The following is a 14,942-nucleotide window of genomic DNA, read 5'->3' as shown; positions in this document are numbered from 1 at the left end:
GATAACTTTATTTACCAAACGGTAAATATAATTTTTCTCTGATTTTATGCTGATTGTTCACTATTTATTATGTATCGCTACTATTGCTGAGACGCCTAAAGCAAAGGGCGTGATTATTCTTTTGTCTAATGCGCTGTTCTATTTTTAGGCGCTTAATTAATGCCGGTAACACGATAAAAATTGACCGAATGGTAAATTCTTATATTTTGGACTTTCAACATTTATGCCAGCGGCTATGCCAGCGGCAGTTGTAGAAACCGTTGCACCGGTTTTAATGACCAACAAAGTTCGCTGTCTCAGCGAACTTTGTTGGTTTAGATACTAGTTACTTGGGAAAGAAAATTGACTGCCTTCACGCAAGTTCGTTGAAGGCCAGCGTTGTGTAATGGCTTTTCTGCGTGTGTAGAAACGAACAGAATCTGGCCCGTAAGCATGTAAGTCACCAAACAATGAGCGCTTCCATCCACCAAAGCTGTGGTAAGACACAGGCACAGGCAACGGTACGTTCACACCTACCATCCCTACCTGAACCTGATCGATAAAGAAGCGTGCTGCTTCACCATCACGGGTGAAAATACAGGTGCCATTTCCGTATTCGTGCTCGTTGATCAATTCCAGTGCGGTTTGCATATCAGGTACACGTAGCATCACAAGCACAGGGCCAAAAATCTCTTTTTGGTAAATTTCCATGTGAGGTTTTACCTTGTCGAACAAAGTAGCCCCTAAGAAATAGCCTTCTTCAAAACCTTCTACACTTAGCTTTCTACCATCGCTGACTAAATCGGCTTCTTGGCTAACACCGGAGTCGATGAATCCACTCACGGTATCGAAATGTTGAGCACTGATTAACGGCCCCATATCATTGCTGTTGTCGTTACCTGCACCCACTTTTAGGGTTTCTATTTGTGCTGATAACCTGTCACGCAGGGTATCGCCCATTTCATCACCTACTGCAAGCACTACCGATAACGCCATACAGCGTTCGCCGCATGAGCCAAATGCAGCACCCATGAGTGCATTCACTACGTTATCAACATCAGCATCTGGCATGACAATGGCGTGATTCTTCGCGCCACCTAACGCTTGGCAGCGCTTTCCGTTAGCACTGGCTTTTTGATAAATAGCTTCGGCAACAGGAGTTGAACCTACAAAACTAACCGCTTGAATTGTCGGGTCTTCTAACAATTGATCAACGGCAGATTTGTCGCCGTTTACTACGTTAAGCACACCCGGCGGTAAACCGGCTTCTGCCGCAAGTGCTGCAATGTACAACGCGCTGGAAGGGTCTTTTTCAGATGGTTTCAACACAAAGGTGTTGCCACACATGATAGCGCTGGGCCACATCCATAAAGGCACCATGGCCGGAAAGTTAAACGGTGTAATACCTGTCACTACACCTAGCGGCTGGAATTCACTCCATGCGTCTATACCCGGGCCCACGTCTTTGCTGTGTTCGCCTTTAAGTAATTGAGGCATGCCACAAGCAAACTCAACGTTTTCAATACCGCGTTGTAATTCACCTTTCGCATCGTGTAGCACTTTGCCGTGCTCTTCACTGATAAGTTCACAAATTTTGTCGCTGTGTTGCTCTAGCAATACTTTTAAGCGAAACATAACCTGTGCACGCTTTGCTGGCGGCGTAGCGCGCCATGCTGGGTATGCCGTTTTTGCTGAATCTATCGCTTTTTGTACCAATGCCGACGACGCCATTTCTACTTGTCCGCATACGGCGCCAGTAGAAGGGTTGTGAATATCAATCAAATTTCCATCTTGCGGCGCTACGTGTTCGCCGTGAATAAAGTGTCCTACCAATGAAGTCATATCTGTGTCTCTTTTTTGCGTAAGTGGATCAAAACGGTAAAGGGCTACTTGCCCATTAAGGTGTCTTGCATCGCGTTAATTAAGGTATCGATTTCCGTTTTTTCAGTGGTAAACGGAAGGCCTAACTGAATAGTGTCGCCGCCGTAGCGTACGTAAAATCCTTTTTTCCACATGGCGTCAGCGATTTCATAAGGGCGCCTGGCCGGTTCGCCTGGGTAGCTTTCAATGCTAAACCCTGCGGCAAAGCCGAAGTTTCGAATATCGCTAACGAATGGCATGCCCTTCAAGCTATGCACCGCTTCTTCAAAGTAAGGGCTAAGTTCAGCAACCCGGCTGACGAGTTTTTCTTGTTCTAAAATATCAAGGGCAGCCATGGCGGCCGCGCAGGCAACAGGGTGGCCCGAATAGGTGTAACCGTGTGGCAATTCAATGTTGTACTCGGCACCGCCTGCGTTAACTACGGTGTCGTAAATAAATTCGCGAGCCAGTACTGCGCCCATAGGAACGGCGCCGTTGGTGATTTGCTTGGCTATGTTAATCATATCGGGCACTACATCAAACGCATCGGCGCCGAATAAGCTACCTGTGCGGCCAAAGCCGGTAATCACTTCATCGAAAATAAGCAAAATATCGTGCTGGTTACACAATTCACGTAAGCGGCGTAAGTAGGCTTTTGGCGGAACAATAACCCCTGCAGAACCACTCATCGGCTCAACAATCACCGCCGCAATGTTCGACGCATCATGCAATGCCACCATTTCGATAAGCTCATCAGCAAGCTCTTCACCATAGCTTGGTGCGCCTTTGCAGAATTGATTATTCGGCAGCAATGTGTGTGAAAGGTGATCAGACTCCATGGCTGGCCCCCACATTTTGCGGTTTGCGCCAATACCGCCAAAGCTAATACCACCCCAGCTTGCACCGTGATAGCCTTTCGCTCGGCCAATAATACGGGTTTTGGTAGGCTGACCTTGCTGGCGCCAATAAGCGCGGGCAATTTTGGTCGATGTATCAGCGGCTTCAGAACCTGAGTTAGTGAAAAACACTTTATTGATATCAGCGGGCGCCATGTTGGCTAGCCTGTCGGCTAGTTCAAACGCCAAATTGTGGCCGTACTGAAAGGCGGGCGCATAATCTAGCGTTGTTAACTGTTTAGCGACTGCTTCGGCAATTTCAGGGCGGTTGTGCCCTGCGCCGCATGTCCATAACCCAGATAATCCATCAAAAATTTTGCGACCATTGTCATCAATGAGGTAATTGCCTTGTGCACCGGTAATCATTTTAGGCGATGCTTTAAACTGGCGATTTGCAGTGTAAGGCATCCACAACGCGTCCATTTGCGGTTGTGATAGCTTGGAAGCCCACTGGGTCATAATTGTTTTCCTATGGTATTTGTTCACTTGGTCTACTTTACCCAGCCTCATAAGTTCGATAAATTATAAATATTCAAATCTTACTTTCATAAATATGAAACTATGCGCGCAATTCTTGGAAACCTATCAGATACAGACATTCGCTTATTGAGAGTATTCATAGTGGTGGCGCAGGCTGGCGGCCTTTCTGCTGCCGAGCTTGAACTCAATATTGGGCGTTCTACCATTAGCCGACATTTGAAAGATTTAGAAACCCGATTAGGTATGGTGCTTTGTCATCGAGGCCGCGGAGGCTTTTCGCTTACCGAAGAAGGAAAGCGAATTTATGAATCTACACAGCGTTTGTTGTTGTCGTTGCAAGACTTTAGAAACGAAGTCAACGACATGCACCGGCATTTGCAGGGCAATGTGGTGGTAGCCATGTTCGACAAAACCGTGTCGAACGATGCATGTAAAGTGAATGAAGCCATTTACACCTATCAGCAACAGGCACCTAATGTGAATGTAGAAATTCATGTGGTACCAGTAAATACTATCGAGCAGGGAATTTTAGATGGGCGTTATCATATTGGTATTATTCCCACCCATCGCTCTTCATCAAGCCTAAATTACTTACCCTTGTTTGGTGAGCAAATGCATCTTTACTGCGGAAGAAGACACCCTTTCTACATTGAGCTTGGCGACATACCTCGTGAAGAAATATGCGAAGCCAAATATGCCGGTCTAAGCTTTCACAGCCCAAATATGGATAAAAGTATGTCGCTCGGGCTCAATAAGATGGCGGTAGCGAACGATCAAGAAGGTATTGCCACACTCATATCTTCGGGGTGTTATTTAGGTTTCCTGCCTGATCATTATGCGGAATCTTTCGTAAAAAAAGGCCAGATGCGGGCTATTGAACCTAAAAATTTCGCCTATCATTGTGAATTCGCAGCCATCTATCGTAAGTCACCTAAGCCCACCCGTTTGGTAGAGCTATTTTTAGAAGCCCTTGCCAAAGAACATGGGAAGGAAGAACCCATTGCTAATTAGTATCGCAACTCCAATGACTAAGTGACATTCGAGCTTAGTAAGCGGTAAAGAAAACGAAAAAAATAATAGGTGGCAAATGTATACAACGCCACATGGAAGCGGTAACAGGAAATAAAAATGACAAAACCGACAAAGACGCAGGCCAATCGTGCAAAAACAGAGGCCGGAATTCTACGTGCCGCCGAAGAGGTATTTGCACAAAAAGGGTTTGCTGGCTCTTCAATGGATGCAGTGGCGCAACAAGCCGGTATATCTAAACAGCTCATTTTGTATTACTTTCCAGGCAAAGATAAGTTGTACCAAGCCGTACTCGAAAACATGATTGATTTATGGCTTGAGAAAATGCAGTTCAACGACGACCCAGAGGCATCACCAGCCAGTACCATTCGTCAGTATATTCAGCAGAAAATAGAGTTATCTCGTGATTATCCCAATGGATCGAAAGTATTCGCCCATGAAATCATTAATGGTGCACCGGTACTGAAAACTTACTTGATAGAAAATTTGAAACCTGCGTTTGAACGAGACGTAAAAATTATTGAGCGTTGGATAGCCGCTGGCCACATTCGCCCTGTTGATCCTAAGCATCTGTTTTTTACCATCTGGGCAGCCACGCAAACCTATGCCGACTTCTCTACGCAAATTCAATTGCTGCTAGGCAAGCCGTCTTTAGAACAAGATGATTTTAACGAGGCCACTGAATTTTTATGCAATTTCGTTTTAAGTGCCCTAGATGCACAACACTAGTGCATAAAAATTAATTTACCCTGCTTTTTTTGGCGCGCCTCATCGTAAAAGCGCGCCTTTTACTTTCTACTTCCCCTATTCCTCCACCGACAAACAATAAACATAAATAACTGTAATAAAACAACTTTAATCACAATAGCCCTATCAATAAAACCTATTAAATACCCTACCAGCACACCCAACTTGCTCTATTTTGAGACACACTTCGCACCAAAAAAACCTGCAAATATTTTCTTTACCATTTGGTAAAAACCATGGTAAAGATTAAAAAAGCAACAGCCTAAATTGAATATTTAGTGCATTAACCTTACTTGCAGGAGACGCCCATTATGCTATCGCGCCCACACGCCATTGCCCTTGAACATGCTACAGGTGCACAGCTAGATGCACTTTGCGAACAAGCTGCAGGCGTTCGCGATACGCACTGGCCAAATACCCTGACGTACTCACGAAAGATATTTATTCCGCTGACTAACATGTGTCGGGATACCTGTGGTTATTGCACATTTGTAAAACACCCAGACTCGGGCCAAGCCAATATCTTAAACCCAAGTCAGGTGCTGGCTTCTGTACTGAAAGGTCAAGCGCAAGGGTGTAAAGAAGCCTTGTTCAGCTTGGGCGAAAAACCCGAGAAACGTTATCGCTACGCGAAAGATTGGTTGGCAACATTGGGCCATACCAGCATGGTGGATTACCTAACCGAAGTGTGTGAAATGGTGCTGGATAAAAGCTTGATGATCCCCCACGTGAATGCGGGAACGTTAACCTTTAACGAGCTGAAACAGTTGAAAAACGTCAGCGGCAGCATGGGCATGATGCTCGAATGTACCAGCGACCGTTTGATGAAAAAAGGCCAACCCCATTATGCCTGTCCAGACAAAGTGCCAGGTATACGTTTAAAGACTTTGGAAGACGCTGGAAAGCTAGATATTCCCTTCACCACCGGCATTCTCATTGGCATTGGTGAAACGTGGGAAGAACGTGTGGATAGCTTATTGGCCATAAACACGCTGTACCAAGAATATGGCCATATTCAAGAAGTGATTATTCAGAATTTTCGCGCAAAAGCAGGTACAGCCATGGCCAATGCGCCAGAGCCTACCCTTGATGATATGCGCCGCACGTTAGCCATGGCACGGTTAATTTTAGACCCCGCTATTTCACTGCAAGCGCCGCCTAATTTAGCCCAAGAATACCCTCATTACATTGCTGCAGGCATTAACGATTGGGGCGGTATTTCACCGTTAACGAAAGACTTTATTAACCCAGAGCGCAGCTGGCCGCAAATCACAGAATTAGCAAGCGCTTGCGAGCAACAAGGCTATGCATTGCAAGAGCGTTTAACCGTATATCCGAAGTACCTACAAGCTGGCGAACGTTACGTTACCAAAGCGTTGCATCAAGCTATGCCTGCTTGGCGCAACGACGGCCTCGCCTTAGAGCAATGTATTGATAACACCACTTTTCAAGGAGTTGCTCATGGGTAACATACTGCAAAATATCACCTCGGTTTCACCTTGCGACTTGACACCAGCAGGCGACTTCACCTTGCCTTACAGCGATACACCTATTCAAACTAAGCTAAGCCAACTTCGCCCTGCTATTGCCCATATTTTACAGCGGGCATTAGAAGGCAAAATGCTTAATCACGAAGAAGCTGAAACATTGTTTTACTGCCAAGGGCCGGAAACTGATGCCTTGTTGCACACCGCTGATATTGTGCGTGAATTGCGTACAGGCAATGATGGGTCGTTTGTAATAACTCGCAATATTAATTTTACTAACGTATGTCATATGGGCTGCCAGTTTTGTAACTTTGGGGTGAACAAAAACGCTGGCGATGCAGAGTTTTTAGCGCCTCATCAAGTAGCCGCAAGAGCCAAAGAAGCCCACGCTCGCGGCGCCACAGAAATTTGTGTACAAGGTGGTTTGCATCCTGACTTACCCGCCAGTTTTTATGGCGACTTACTCGATACAGTTTCATCTACCGTGCCCGATGTTCATATTCACGCCTATTCACCTTTTGAAATTTGGTATGGCGCAATGAAAGGCCGCAAAAGCTACACAGATTTATTAACCGACTTGAAACAGCGCGGCTTGGCATCAATGCCTGGTACGGCTGCTGAAATTCTAGATACTGAAGTAAGGCGTAAATTAACTAAAAACAAACTTAGCACCGAAAACTGGCTTAAAATCATCGAAACTGCGCATAACGTTGGACTACCTACCACGTCTACCATAATGTATGGGCACATAGATGGGCCATCTCATTGGGCCGCACACCTTATCTTATTGCGTGACATGCAAGCGCGTACTGGCGGCTTTACTGAATTTGTTCCGTTAGGCTTTATACATAACGACAGTCCCCTTTATAAAAATAATCCTAGCGAAGTAAGAACCGGCCCTACCGCCGATGAGCATTTCAAAATGCACGCCATTGCGCGATTAGTATTGCAAGGCTATATCGACAACATTCAAGCCTCATGGGTAAAAATGGGCCCAGATATGGCGTCGAAAGTGCTTCGTGCAGGCGCTAACGACTTAGGCGGCACCCTAATGAACGAGAGTATTTCTCGTGCAGCAGGGGCTAGCCACGGCCAAGAAATTGTACCTCGGGATATGGTGAACTTTATTCAGCGCGCTGGGCTAAACGCCCATCAACGTAATACTTTGTACGACGTAATTACCCCTTACGGCCGTGACAAAAAGCCTGCTCACCAAGCAGCGCTTGTGGGCTCAGAAACTGCCGGGCCAGCAGCCCCGCAAAAAGACAAAACAGCCTTTAGCCCTTTTAACGCAGCATCACACATTCCCGTGAAGGTAAGCGCATGAAAAACATTGTGTTGTTAGCTGGCGGCGTAGGCGGTGCAAAAGCCGCTAAAGGACTTTATCAATCTGCCTACAAAGATAACCTAACCATTATTGGCAATGTGGGGGATGACGACGAGTTTCACAATTTATGGGTATCGCCCGACCTAGATACGCTTACCTACACATTAGCGAACGAAGTGAACCCAGTTACTGGTTGGGGGCTTAAAAATGACAGTTGCCGTATATTGTCTCGGCTTGCACAGTTTGGCTCAAGCACTTGGATGCACTTGGGGGATATGGATATTGCTACCCATATTTTTAGAAGTGCTAAGCGGGCTGAAGGTATGAGCATGACGGCAATCACCCGTCAAATTACCACCCGATTAGGTATTACCGTACCTTTGCTGCCAGCTACCGACGACACCTTGCAAACTCGTCTTGAAACTGAAAACGGCTGGGTAGATTTTCAGACGTATTTTGTACATCAACGCTGCGAAGCTAGCGTAACCAATATTGCGTACGAAGGGGCAAACCTTGCTTCTGCTACGCCTGAAGTGTTAGCGGCAATTAGTGCTGCTGACATTATCGTTTTTGCCCCCAGCAATCCATTACTCAGCATTGCCCCCATGTTAGCTATACCCCAATTTCGCGATGCAATAGTAGCAAGTGACGCCACGAAAATAGCGGTGTCACCACTTATTGGTGGCAAAGCCATAAAAGGCCCTGCTGAAAAACTACTACAGCAAATGCGTTATACGCCCGGTAACAGAGGCATCGCTGAGTTTTACCAAGACCTTTGCGATGTGTTGGTCATTGATAATCAAGATGAAGGCGACACAGACGTTGTCGAAAGCTTCGGCTTACACGTCCACTGTACTTCAACCTTGATGAAATCAGATCAAGACAAAGTAGCCCTAATGGAAGAGGTTATTTCAACGGCCACCGCTTATCAACCGGAGGTGCCTTGTGCATAAACTATGCGTTGTTATTCCAATGAAAGACCCTGCTTTCAGCAAGCAGCGTTTGTCACCACATTTGCCTGCCAGCGTGCGCAAGGCCTTGGCCATTAAGCTGTTTAAGAAAACCGTTATGTCGTTAAACGGTTCATTTCCACAATGGCAGAAACTGGTAGTAACACCGTCGCTTTATATCGCCGATTTAGCCACCAGCTTAGGCTGTAAAGTGATATTTGAAGCCAAAGGCAGCAACTTAAACACAGCGTTAGCGCAAGCCACCGAATGGAGTATGTCGAAAGGCTTTAGCCATCAGCTTGTTTTACCTGCTGATATTGCTCGGTTAGAAGAAAAAGAGCTGACATCTATTGCGGCTCTCGCTTCAGGCGACACCTCGGTAGTGATTGGCAGTGCCTATGATGGCGGCACTAACGCGCTATGCACCACGCCACCAAACGCGATTAATTTTGCATTTGGTAAATCATCGGCTTATGAACATCATCAAGCGGCCATAGATAAAGGCTTAAAGTGCGTGACCGTTCAGCCTAAATACTTGAGTCAAGACATCGACCATCCAGACGATCTTCGCCATGTGAATGACGTTGTCGATTCTTTAATTGCTTAAGGTAGTACGAATGCGAGCACTTACCATCAATACTATAGAAGGCTTACCTGACATTCGCGAAGGCGACAGCCTTGTGGGCTTGATAATTGAAAAGCTTACCGCACAGCGACAGGTTTTATGTGAAGGCGATGTACTGGTTATAGCACAAAAAATTGTGTCTAAAGCCGAAGGCGCGGTGTGTCACGTTGATGATATTACCCCAACTCAAGAAGCCATCGATGTGGCAGAAAAGGTAAATAAAGACCCTCGTAAAGTTACCGTCATTTTGTCTGAATCTACCCGCTTGGTAAAAGTGCATAAGCACCCTGCTGCCAACGAAGGAATTATTATTACCGAGCACAGATTAGGTCACATAAGTGCCAATGCTGCGGTAGATGAATCGAATACCCATAACCCAGGCGAGCTGATTTTATTACCTAAAGACCCTGATACCAGCGCACGCATTCTTGCCGAAGACTTATGCAAATATTACGGCGCACCAAAGCACAGTATTGGTGTGGTGATAAGCGATACCTTTGGCCGCCCATGGCGTTTAGGCCAAACCAACGTGGCCATCGGCGTAGCTAATGTGCCTGCATTGAACCCACTTTATGGTGAATGTGATGCTTGGGGTCGCCCCCTAAAAGTTACAGCGCCAGCCCTTGCCGATGAACTTGCCGCAGCCTCTGGCTTGCTGATGAGTAAACAAGGTAAGTGCCCCGTTATTTTATTTAAAGGGCTTGAATGGGTAAGTAACCCAGACAGTAAAGCCTCAGACCTGTTAAGACCAACCCAAGAGGATTTATTCGCATGAAGATTGCTATTTTAGGCGGCACTGGCCCGCAAGGATCGGGGTTAGCAAAACGCTTCGCCCTGGCGGGAATAGACGTTGTTATTGGTTCGCGAGACGGTGAACGGGCAGCAGAAAAAGCCAAAGCGTTGCAAGAATCTATTGCAGCAGCAAGTACATCAACCACTGGTACCATCAGCGGTACAGATACTATTGCAGCCACATCGGCAGCGGATGAATTCGTGATTATTTCAGTACCTTGGGCAGCGCATCACGCGACCTTAGATGCAATTCGCCCATTGCTTCGCGACAAAATCGTTATCGACATTGTGGTGCCGTTAGCCGAGAACAACCCCAAAGCGGTTGCTATGCCACCAGAAGGTTCAGCCACAGAATCTGCTCAAGCATTATTAGGCGATGACTATGCCGTAGTAGGCGCGCTGCATAATGTATCAGCTGTCACCCTTAACAATCTGGAACAAAGCATTAACTGCGACATTTTGGTGTGCGGAAATCAGCTTGAAGCCAAAAACAAAGTAATAGCATTGCTAGATAACTTAGGTGTTCAAAGTTACAACGCTGGCTTAGCTGAAAGTGCCCGCTGTATTGAAGCCATAACCCCCATTTTAATTCGCTTAAACATATCCAAAGCAGTGCCATTTAGCCATGCAGGTATTCGTATTTGCCCGCCAGATCATTAAAACAGCCAGGTGAAAAAAAACATAGGCCGCTAGTAATTAGCTATTAGGTGTTAGCTGCTAGGTACTGGCTGCCAAATAAATTAAGCAAAGACACGCATTAAACAAAATAGAAAAAGCAGAGGAAGAACTCATGGAATTTGGTATCACTTTTAAAGGCTTCGTTAGCCCAGATCGTGCCCGTAAGTTAGTAAAAATGGCTGAAGAAGCCGGTTTCGATTATTGCTGGTTTTACGATTCGCACATTTTATGGCGCGAGTCATTCGTGGCAATGGCCATGTGTATGGAGCACACCACCAAAATGCGCTTTGGCCCGTGTGTGACCAACCCTAACGTACGTGATTGGTCGGTAGCGGCAAGCTTGTACGCCAGCTTGGCACTACAAAGTAATGGTCGTTTCGATATTGGTTTAGGCCGTGGCGATTCTTCTATGCGCGTGATGGGTAAAAAGCCTGCAAACCTAGCGCGTTTAACCGAATTCACTCACAAAGTGAAAGCCATGGTGCGCGGTGAAGAAGTGATGTACGGCGAATGCGAAAAGCCGGTTAAATTCCCGTGGGCTACAGGTTATGAACTGCCAGTTTGGGTAGGCGCTTATGGTCCGAAAGCCCTAGCAGTTGCTGGTGAACATGGCGACGGCGTTATTCTTCAAATTGGCGACCCCGATTTAGTGCAATGGTTTGGCCAACAGTGCCAAGATGCAGGGAACAAAGTTGAGCGCGACATGAGCAACTTCAAAGTTCAAGCTGCGGCACCTGCTTACTTTGGTGACATGGAAACCTGTATTGAAAAAACTAAGTGGTTCCCTGCCATGGTAGGTAATCACGTAGCCGACATTGTTGAAAAGTACGGTACAGACTCAGGCTTAGTGCCAAAAAGCTTAACCGATTACATAGAACAACGTCGTGGCTACGATTATTCGAAACATGGTCAAAGCGATAACCCTTACCTAGACTTCATTACTGACGACATCGTAAAAAGCTTCTGTGTATTGGGTGAAGCTGAAGATCACATTACTAAAATTCAGGCGCTTAAAAACGCTGGAACCACGCAATTTAATATCTATTTAGACAACGGTGATGAAGAAAATATTATCACTCGTTACGGCAAAGAAGTTATCCCTGCTTTCCGCTAAATTTGATTAAACGATTGGGGCGAATTTCATGCAAATTATCGTCATTTAATTTGCTTGAAACTTCGCCCTAAGCTATCGCTTTTCCTTATACCCTTAACGCAAACTCCTTCCCCACCGCACGCTTCTAGCGTCAAAAGAAAATTATAATAAATATATTTTTCAGTAATTTACATAATATTTAGATTATCCCGACTTAATACTTACATTGTTAATGAATTGTAAATACAGGAAAGTAAGTACCACTTAGTTTCATAAACATGAAACATGACTTCGACACATGCATATTTACCCCTTGGTAAAACCCCTTTAGTTTCGTTAGAACAAAAGTTAATCAAATAAAAAAACAAAAAATACTTCTATGTAGTTTGTAGATGTAACAACAACAAGAAGGGAACACATGATGAAATCGAAACAGACGCTTTGCGCCTTAGCAATAGGATTAGCACTTCAGTCTTCATACACTGCAGCAGCAGATTCGGTGGTACTTGAGAAAATTACCGTTACTTCGCAAAAACGTGAGCAGTACATAAACGACGTAAGTATTGCGGTAACAGCATTCAGTGGCGAGCAAATGGAGTCACTAGGTTTTGAAAGCAGTACCGACCTCATTGCATTTACGCCAGGTGTATCCCTTGCCGGTGATATTGGTGGTCAACGTGCCATCTTTAACATTCGTGGTGTTGTACAAAACGATTACGCCGATATTGCTGAAGCACCGGTTGCGGTATATGTAGATGGCGGATACTTAGCCAGTACACAAGCGCAAACATTTGGTTTATTCGATATCGCCCGTGTTGAAATATTAAAAGGCCCTCAGGGCACCCTTTTTGGCCGTAACGCCACTGGCGGTATGGTAAATACCATTACAGCGAAACCAACCGAAGAAATGGAAGGCTACGCGGAACTCACCTTCGCTAGCTTCGAGCAAAAGCGCTTTGAAGGTGCGGTATCCGGGGCACTAAGCGACAAGGTATCTGGCCGTATCTCAGTGATGGCGAACCATATGGGTAACATCTTAGAGAACGTGTACGAAGATGAAGCGGCGCCCGATACCCGTGCAGGGACCATTGGCGGCGGTGAAGACGGTTATAACGACGACACCAAAGCATTCCGTGCACAGTTAAACTTCGATTTAAACGCTAATTCAAACCTATTAGTTAGCGCAAACTGGGCCGATACCACAAAAAGTGAAGGACCTTATCAGGTCGTTAACACCACAGAAGTAAAAGACGCAGCTGGCAACGTTATTGATGTTATCTACGCCGCTGACGATCCACTAGGTTGTGACACCATTCAAGCTGGTGCTTGTGTTGATGGAAACTTTAACGGCGATCCGCTGCGCCCAGTTCAAGGCGGTGACTTTAACGGTAACATCGACCCTGATGGTAGCGGCGAAAAGGTAAATAAAGATTTCGCCTTTGAAGATCAAAACAAAATTAAGTCTCGCGGCCTAGCGGCAACTTACGACTATGACTTTGACGACTTCACTTTTACCTCAGTAACTGACTGGAAAAACTTTACTCGCGTTATTGGCCTAGATTCAGACCAAACCGCCTCCCCAGAACTCATTTTTCAATCAGACGGCGACATCACCCAGTTCAGTGAAGAGTTGCGCATTAGTGGCAATACCACAAACAGTAAATGGGTAGCGGGGTTTTATTACTTAAGCATTGAAACTGATTACCTACAAGGCCTAGCAGCGAGCCCAACAGGTGGTTATTTAGCCGGTGAAGAGCAAAACACATTAGCGACTATTGATACCGATTCCTACTCTGTGTTTGGGCAAATCGATTACGATTTAACTGAAGAATTAGTATTGGTATCGGGTTTACGTTTAGTACGTGAAAATAAATCGATGGACGGTCAATTGCGCCAAAACGCAAACCTTGTAGACCGTGATATTGAAGTAGATTACAGCCTTGAACCATTGGTAGATGTAGCCATGGATAACGATGAAACCATGTGGTCTGCAAAGCTACAGTTAGACTATAAACCAAACTCAGACACCCTATTGTACGCAGGTATCAACCGAGGCGTAAAAGCAGGTAACTTCAACGCGCCTTTAGGCGGCAGTTTTAGCACCTACGACGCCGAAGTACTTCTTGCCTATGAAGCAGGTGCGAAGCTAACCCTAATGGACGGCAAAGCACAGTTAAACAGTAGTATTTTCTACTATGATTATTCTGATTATCAGTCGTTCTCGTGGGTAAACAATGCTGGTGTAGTTTTCAATGAAGACGCTCAATTTACCGGCGCTGAAGTTGAGCTATTGCTAAACCCTATTGATGCATTAGACATCATGTTCGGCGTGTCTTACACCGATGCCGTAGTAGAAGATTTAGAAGTGGCGTCAGGCGTATTTGTAGACACTACACCACCTTACACACCTGAGTGGCAATCATCGGGTTTAGTGCGCTACACATGGGATATAGACAGCGGCAGTGTTGCAGCGCTTATTAGCGGTTCATACCAATCAGAGTCTTTCCACAACGCAAGAAACTTTACTGCGCATACTATCGAAAGCCACTTCAAAGCTGATGCACGCATTACTTGGACTGACAAAGAAGATTTATGGAGCGTAGCCGCTTACGTAGATAACCTTACTGATTCAGATCACGAATTAATTGGTTTCGACGTATCAGGCTTCTACGGTACATCGCAAATCTCTTATGCGAAACCACGCACTTATGGCGTAACCGTTAGACGTAATTTCTAATCATGATTTACGCTTAACAAAGGCTCCTTATTAAACAAATAAGGAGCCTTTTTTGTATCTATTCCGGTATGTTTAACTTGAGCAAGCGAGAGCGAGCTCACCTTAGAAATCTTCTCCAGTATGGATGCTGCCAGCAGAGGCCCTACACCTCTCACCCTCTCTAAAACTTCAAGGTTTGCTAGAGTGGGAGGGTGTGTTCCTCAGAAACCATCTACAGCATGGATGCTGTAGAGAGGCTTTCCTCACCAATCCCCACCAAATT

General features: G+C 45.6%; 12 protein-coding genes. 10 read left to right on the top strand and 2 right to left on the bottom strand.

All coding sequences use genetic code 11. The annotated features are described in order from the left end of the window. Window positions 1-321: 321 nt before the first annotated feature. Window positions 322-1,821, bottom strand: a complete 1,500-nt coding sequence (locus tag Q4561_RS05860) for a CoA-acylating methylmalonate-semialdehyde dehydrogenase (protein WP_303458297.1) — start codon at window positions 1,819-1,821, stop codon at window positions 322-324. Window positions 1,822-1,865: 44 nt separating this feature from the next. Beyond that, window positions 1,866-3,194, bottom strand: a complete 1,329-nt coding sequence (locus tag Q4561_RS05855; RefSeq protein ID WP_303458295.1) for an aspartate aminotransferase family protein — start codon at window positions 3,192-3,194, stop codon at window positions 1,866-1,868. 102 nt (window positions 3,195-3,296) lie between these two features. Between Q4561_RS05855 and Q4561_RS05850 the strand changes: the two genes are divergently transcribed. From Q4561_RS05850 to Q4561_RS05805, 10 genes are all read left to right on the top strand, one after another. Further along, entirely contained in the window at window positions 3,297-4,226 is a 930-nt protein-coding gene (locus tag Q4561_RS05850; RefSeq protein ID WP_303458293.1) for a LysR family transcriptional regulator, read from the top strand. A 117-nt stretch (window positions 4,227-4,343) separates the two neighbouring features. Continuing rightward, window positions 4,344-4,973: a TetR family transcriptional regulator C-terminal domain-containing protein gene (locus Q4561_RS05845; RefSeq protein WP_126872678.1), complete on the top strand. Its 630-nt coding sequence runs from the start codon at window positions 4,344-4,346 to the stop codon at window positions 4,971-4,973. A 329-nt stretch (window positions 4,974-5,302) separates the two neighbouring features. Further along, window positions 5,303-6,460 (top strand): 7,8-didemethyl-8-hydroxy-5-deazariboflavin synthase CofG, encoded by a 1,158-nt coding sequence (cofG, locus tag Q4561_RS05840; RefSeq protein WP_303458290.1) that lies wholly within the window; start codon window positions 5,303-5,305, stop codon window positions 6,458-6,460. Beyond that, the gene (gene cofH / locus Q4561_RS05835) at window positions 6,453-7,805 is read left to right on the top strand and encodes a 5-amino-6-(D-ribitylamino)uracil--L-tyrosine 4-hydroxyphenyl transferase CofH (protein WP_303458288.1); all 1,353 of its coding nucleotides are present in this window, start codon (window positions 6,453-6,455) and stop codon (window positions 7,803-7,805) included. The genes cofG and cofH overlap by 8 nt, the downstream gene beginning before the upstream one ends. After that, window positions 7,802-8,758, top strand: coding sequence for a 2-phospho-L-lactate transferase (gene cofD, locus Q4561_RS05830; protein WP_303458287.1), 957 nt, complete (start codon window positions 7,802-7,804; stop codon window positions 8,756-8,758). Before cofH ends, cofD begins: the two co-directional genes overlap by 4 nt. Next, on the top strand, window positions 8,751-9,362 hold the full coding sequence (gene cofC, locus Q4561_RS05825) for a 2-phospho-L-lactate guanylyltransferase (RefSeq protein ID WP_303458286.1): 612 nt from the start codon (window positions 8,751-8,753) through the stop codon (window positions 9,360-9,362). The genes cofD and cofC overlap by 8 nt, the downstream gene beginning before the upstream one ends. Window positions 9,363-9,372: 10 nt before the next feature. Continuing rightward, complete coding sequence (cofE, locus tag Q4561_RS05820; RefSeq protein WP_303458285.1) at window positions 9,373-10,155, top strand: coenzyme F420-0:L-glutamate ligase; 783 nt, start codon at window positions 9,373-9,375, stop codon at window positions 10,153-10,155. After that, window positions 10,152-10,832, top strand: coding sequence for an NADPH-dependent F420 reductase (npdG, locus tag Q4561_RS05815; RefSeq protein WP_303458284.1), 681 nt, complete (start codon window positions 10,152-10,154; stop codon window positions 10,830-10,832). Before cofE ends, npdG begins: the two co-directional genes overlap by 4 nt. Before the next feature lie 130 nt (window positions 10,833-10,962). Next, entirely contained in the window at window positions 10,963-11,964 is a 1,002-nt protein-coding gene (locus Q4561_RS05810; protein WP_057794832.1) for a TIGR03842 family LLM class F420-dependent oxidoreductase, read from the top strand. A gap of 400 nt (window positions 11,965-12,364) precedes the next feature. Further along, window positions 12,365-14,680, top strand: a complete 2,316-nt coding sequence (locus Q4561_RS05805) for a TonB-dependent receptor (protein WP_303458282.1) — start codon at window positions 12,365-12,367, stop codon at window positions 14,678-14,680. Window positions 14,681-14,942 lie beyond the last annotated feature (262 nt).

The sequence above is a fragment of the Alteromonas sp. 1_MG-2023 genome, assembly GCF_030547075.1.
Classification (GTDB): domain Bacteria; phylum Pseudomonadota; class Gammaproteobacteria; order Enterobacterales; family Alteromonadaceae; genus Alteromonas.
Note: the sequence above shows the minus strand (reverse complement) of the source record. Positions and strands in the feature narration are given on the sequence as shown.

What these genes read in the sequence shown, in the direction of transcription:
- cofD (WP_303458287.1), top strand. Translation starts at nt 7,802, where the DNA reads ATGAAAAACATTGTGTTGTTAGCTGGCGGCGTAGGCGGTGCAAAAGCC.
- cofH (WP_303458288.1), top strand. Translation starts at nt 6,453, where the DNA reads ATGGGTAACATACTGCAAAATATCACCTCGGTTTCACCTTGCGACTTG.
- Q4561_RS05845 (WP_126872678.1), top strand. Translation starts at nt 4,344, where the DNA reads ATGACAAAACCGACAAAGACGCAGGCCAATCGTGCAAAAACAGAGGCC.
- npdG (WP_303458284.1), top strand. Translation starts at nt 10,152, where the DNA reads ATGAAGATTGCTATTTTAGGCGGCACTGGCCCGCAAGGATCGGGGTTA.
- Q4561_RS05860 (WP_303458297.1), bottom strand. Translation starts at nt 1,821, where the DNA reads ATGACTTCATTGGTAGGACACTTTATTCACGGCGAACACGTAGCGCCG.
- cofE (WP_303458285.1), top strand. Translation starts at nt 9,373, where the DNA reads ATGCGAGCACTTACCATCAATACTATAGAAGGCTTACCTGACATTCGC.
- Q4561_RS05850 (WP_303458293.1), top strand. Translation starts at nt 3,297, where the DNA reads ATGCGCGCAATTCTTGGAAACCTATCAGATACAGACATTCGCTTATTG.
- Q4561_RS05805 (WP_303458282.1), top strand. Translation starts at nt 12,365, where the DNA reads ATGAAATCGAAACAGACGCTTTGCGCCTTAGCAATAGGATTAGCACTT.
- Q4561_RS05810 (WP_057794832.1), top strand. Translation starts at nt 10,963, where the DNA reads ATGGAATTTGGTATCACTTTTAAAGGCTTCGTTAGCCCAGATCGTGCC.
- cofG (WP_303458290.1), top strand. Translation starts at nt 5,303, where the DNA reads ATGCTATCGCGCCCACACGCCATTGCCCTTGAACATGCTACAGGTGCA.
- Q4561_RS05855 (WP_303458295.1), bottom strand. Translation starts at nt 3,194, where the DNA reads ATGACCCAGTGGGCTTCCAAGCTATCACAACCGCAAATGGACGCGTTG.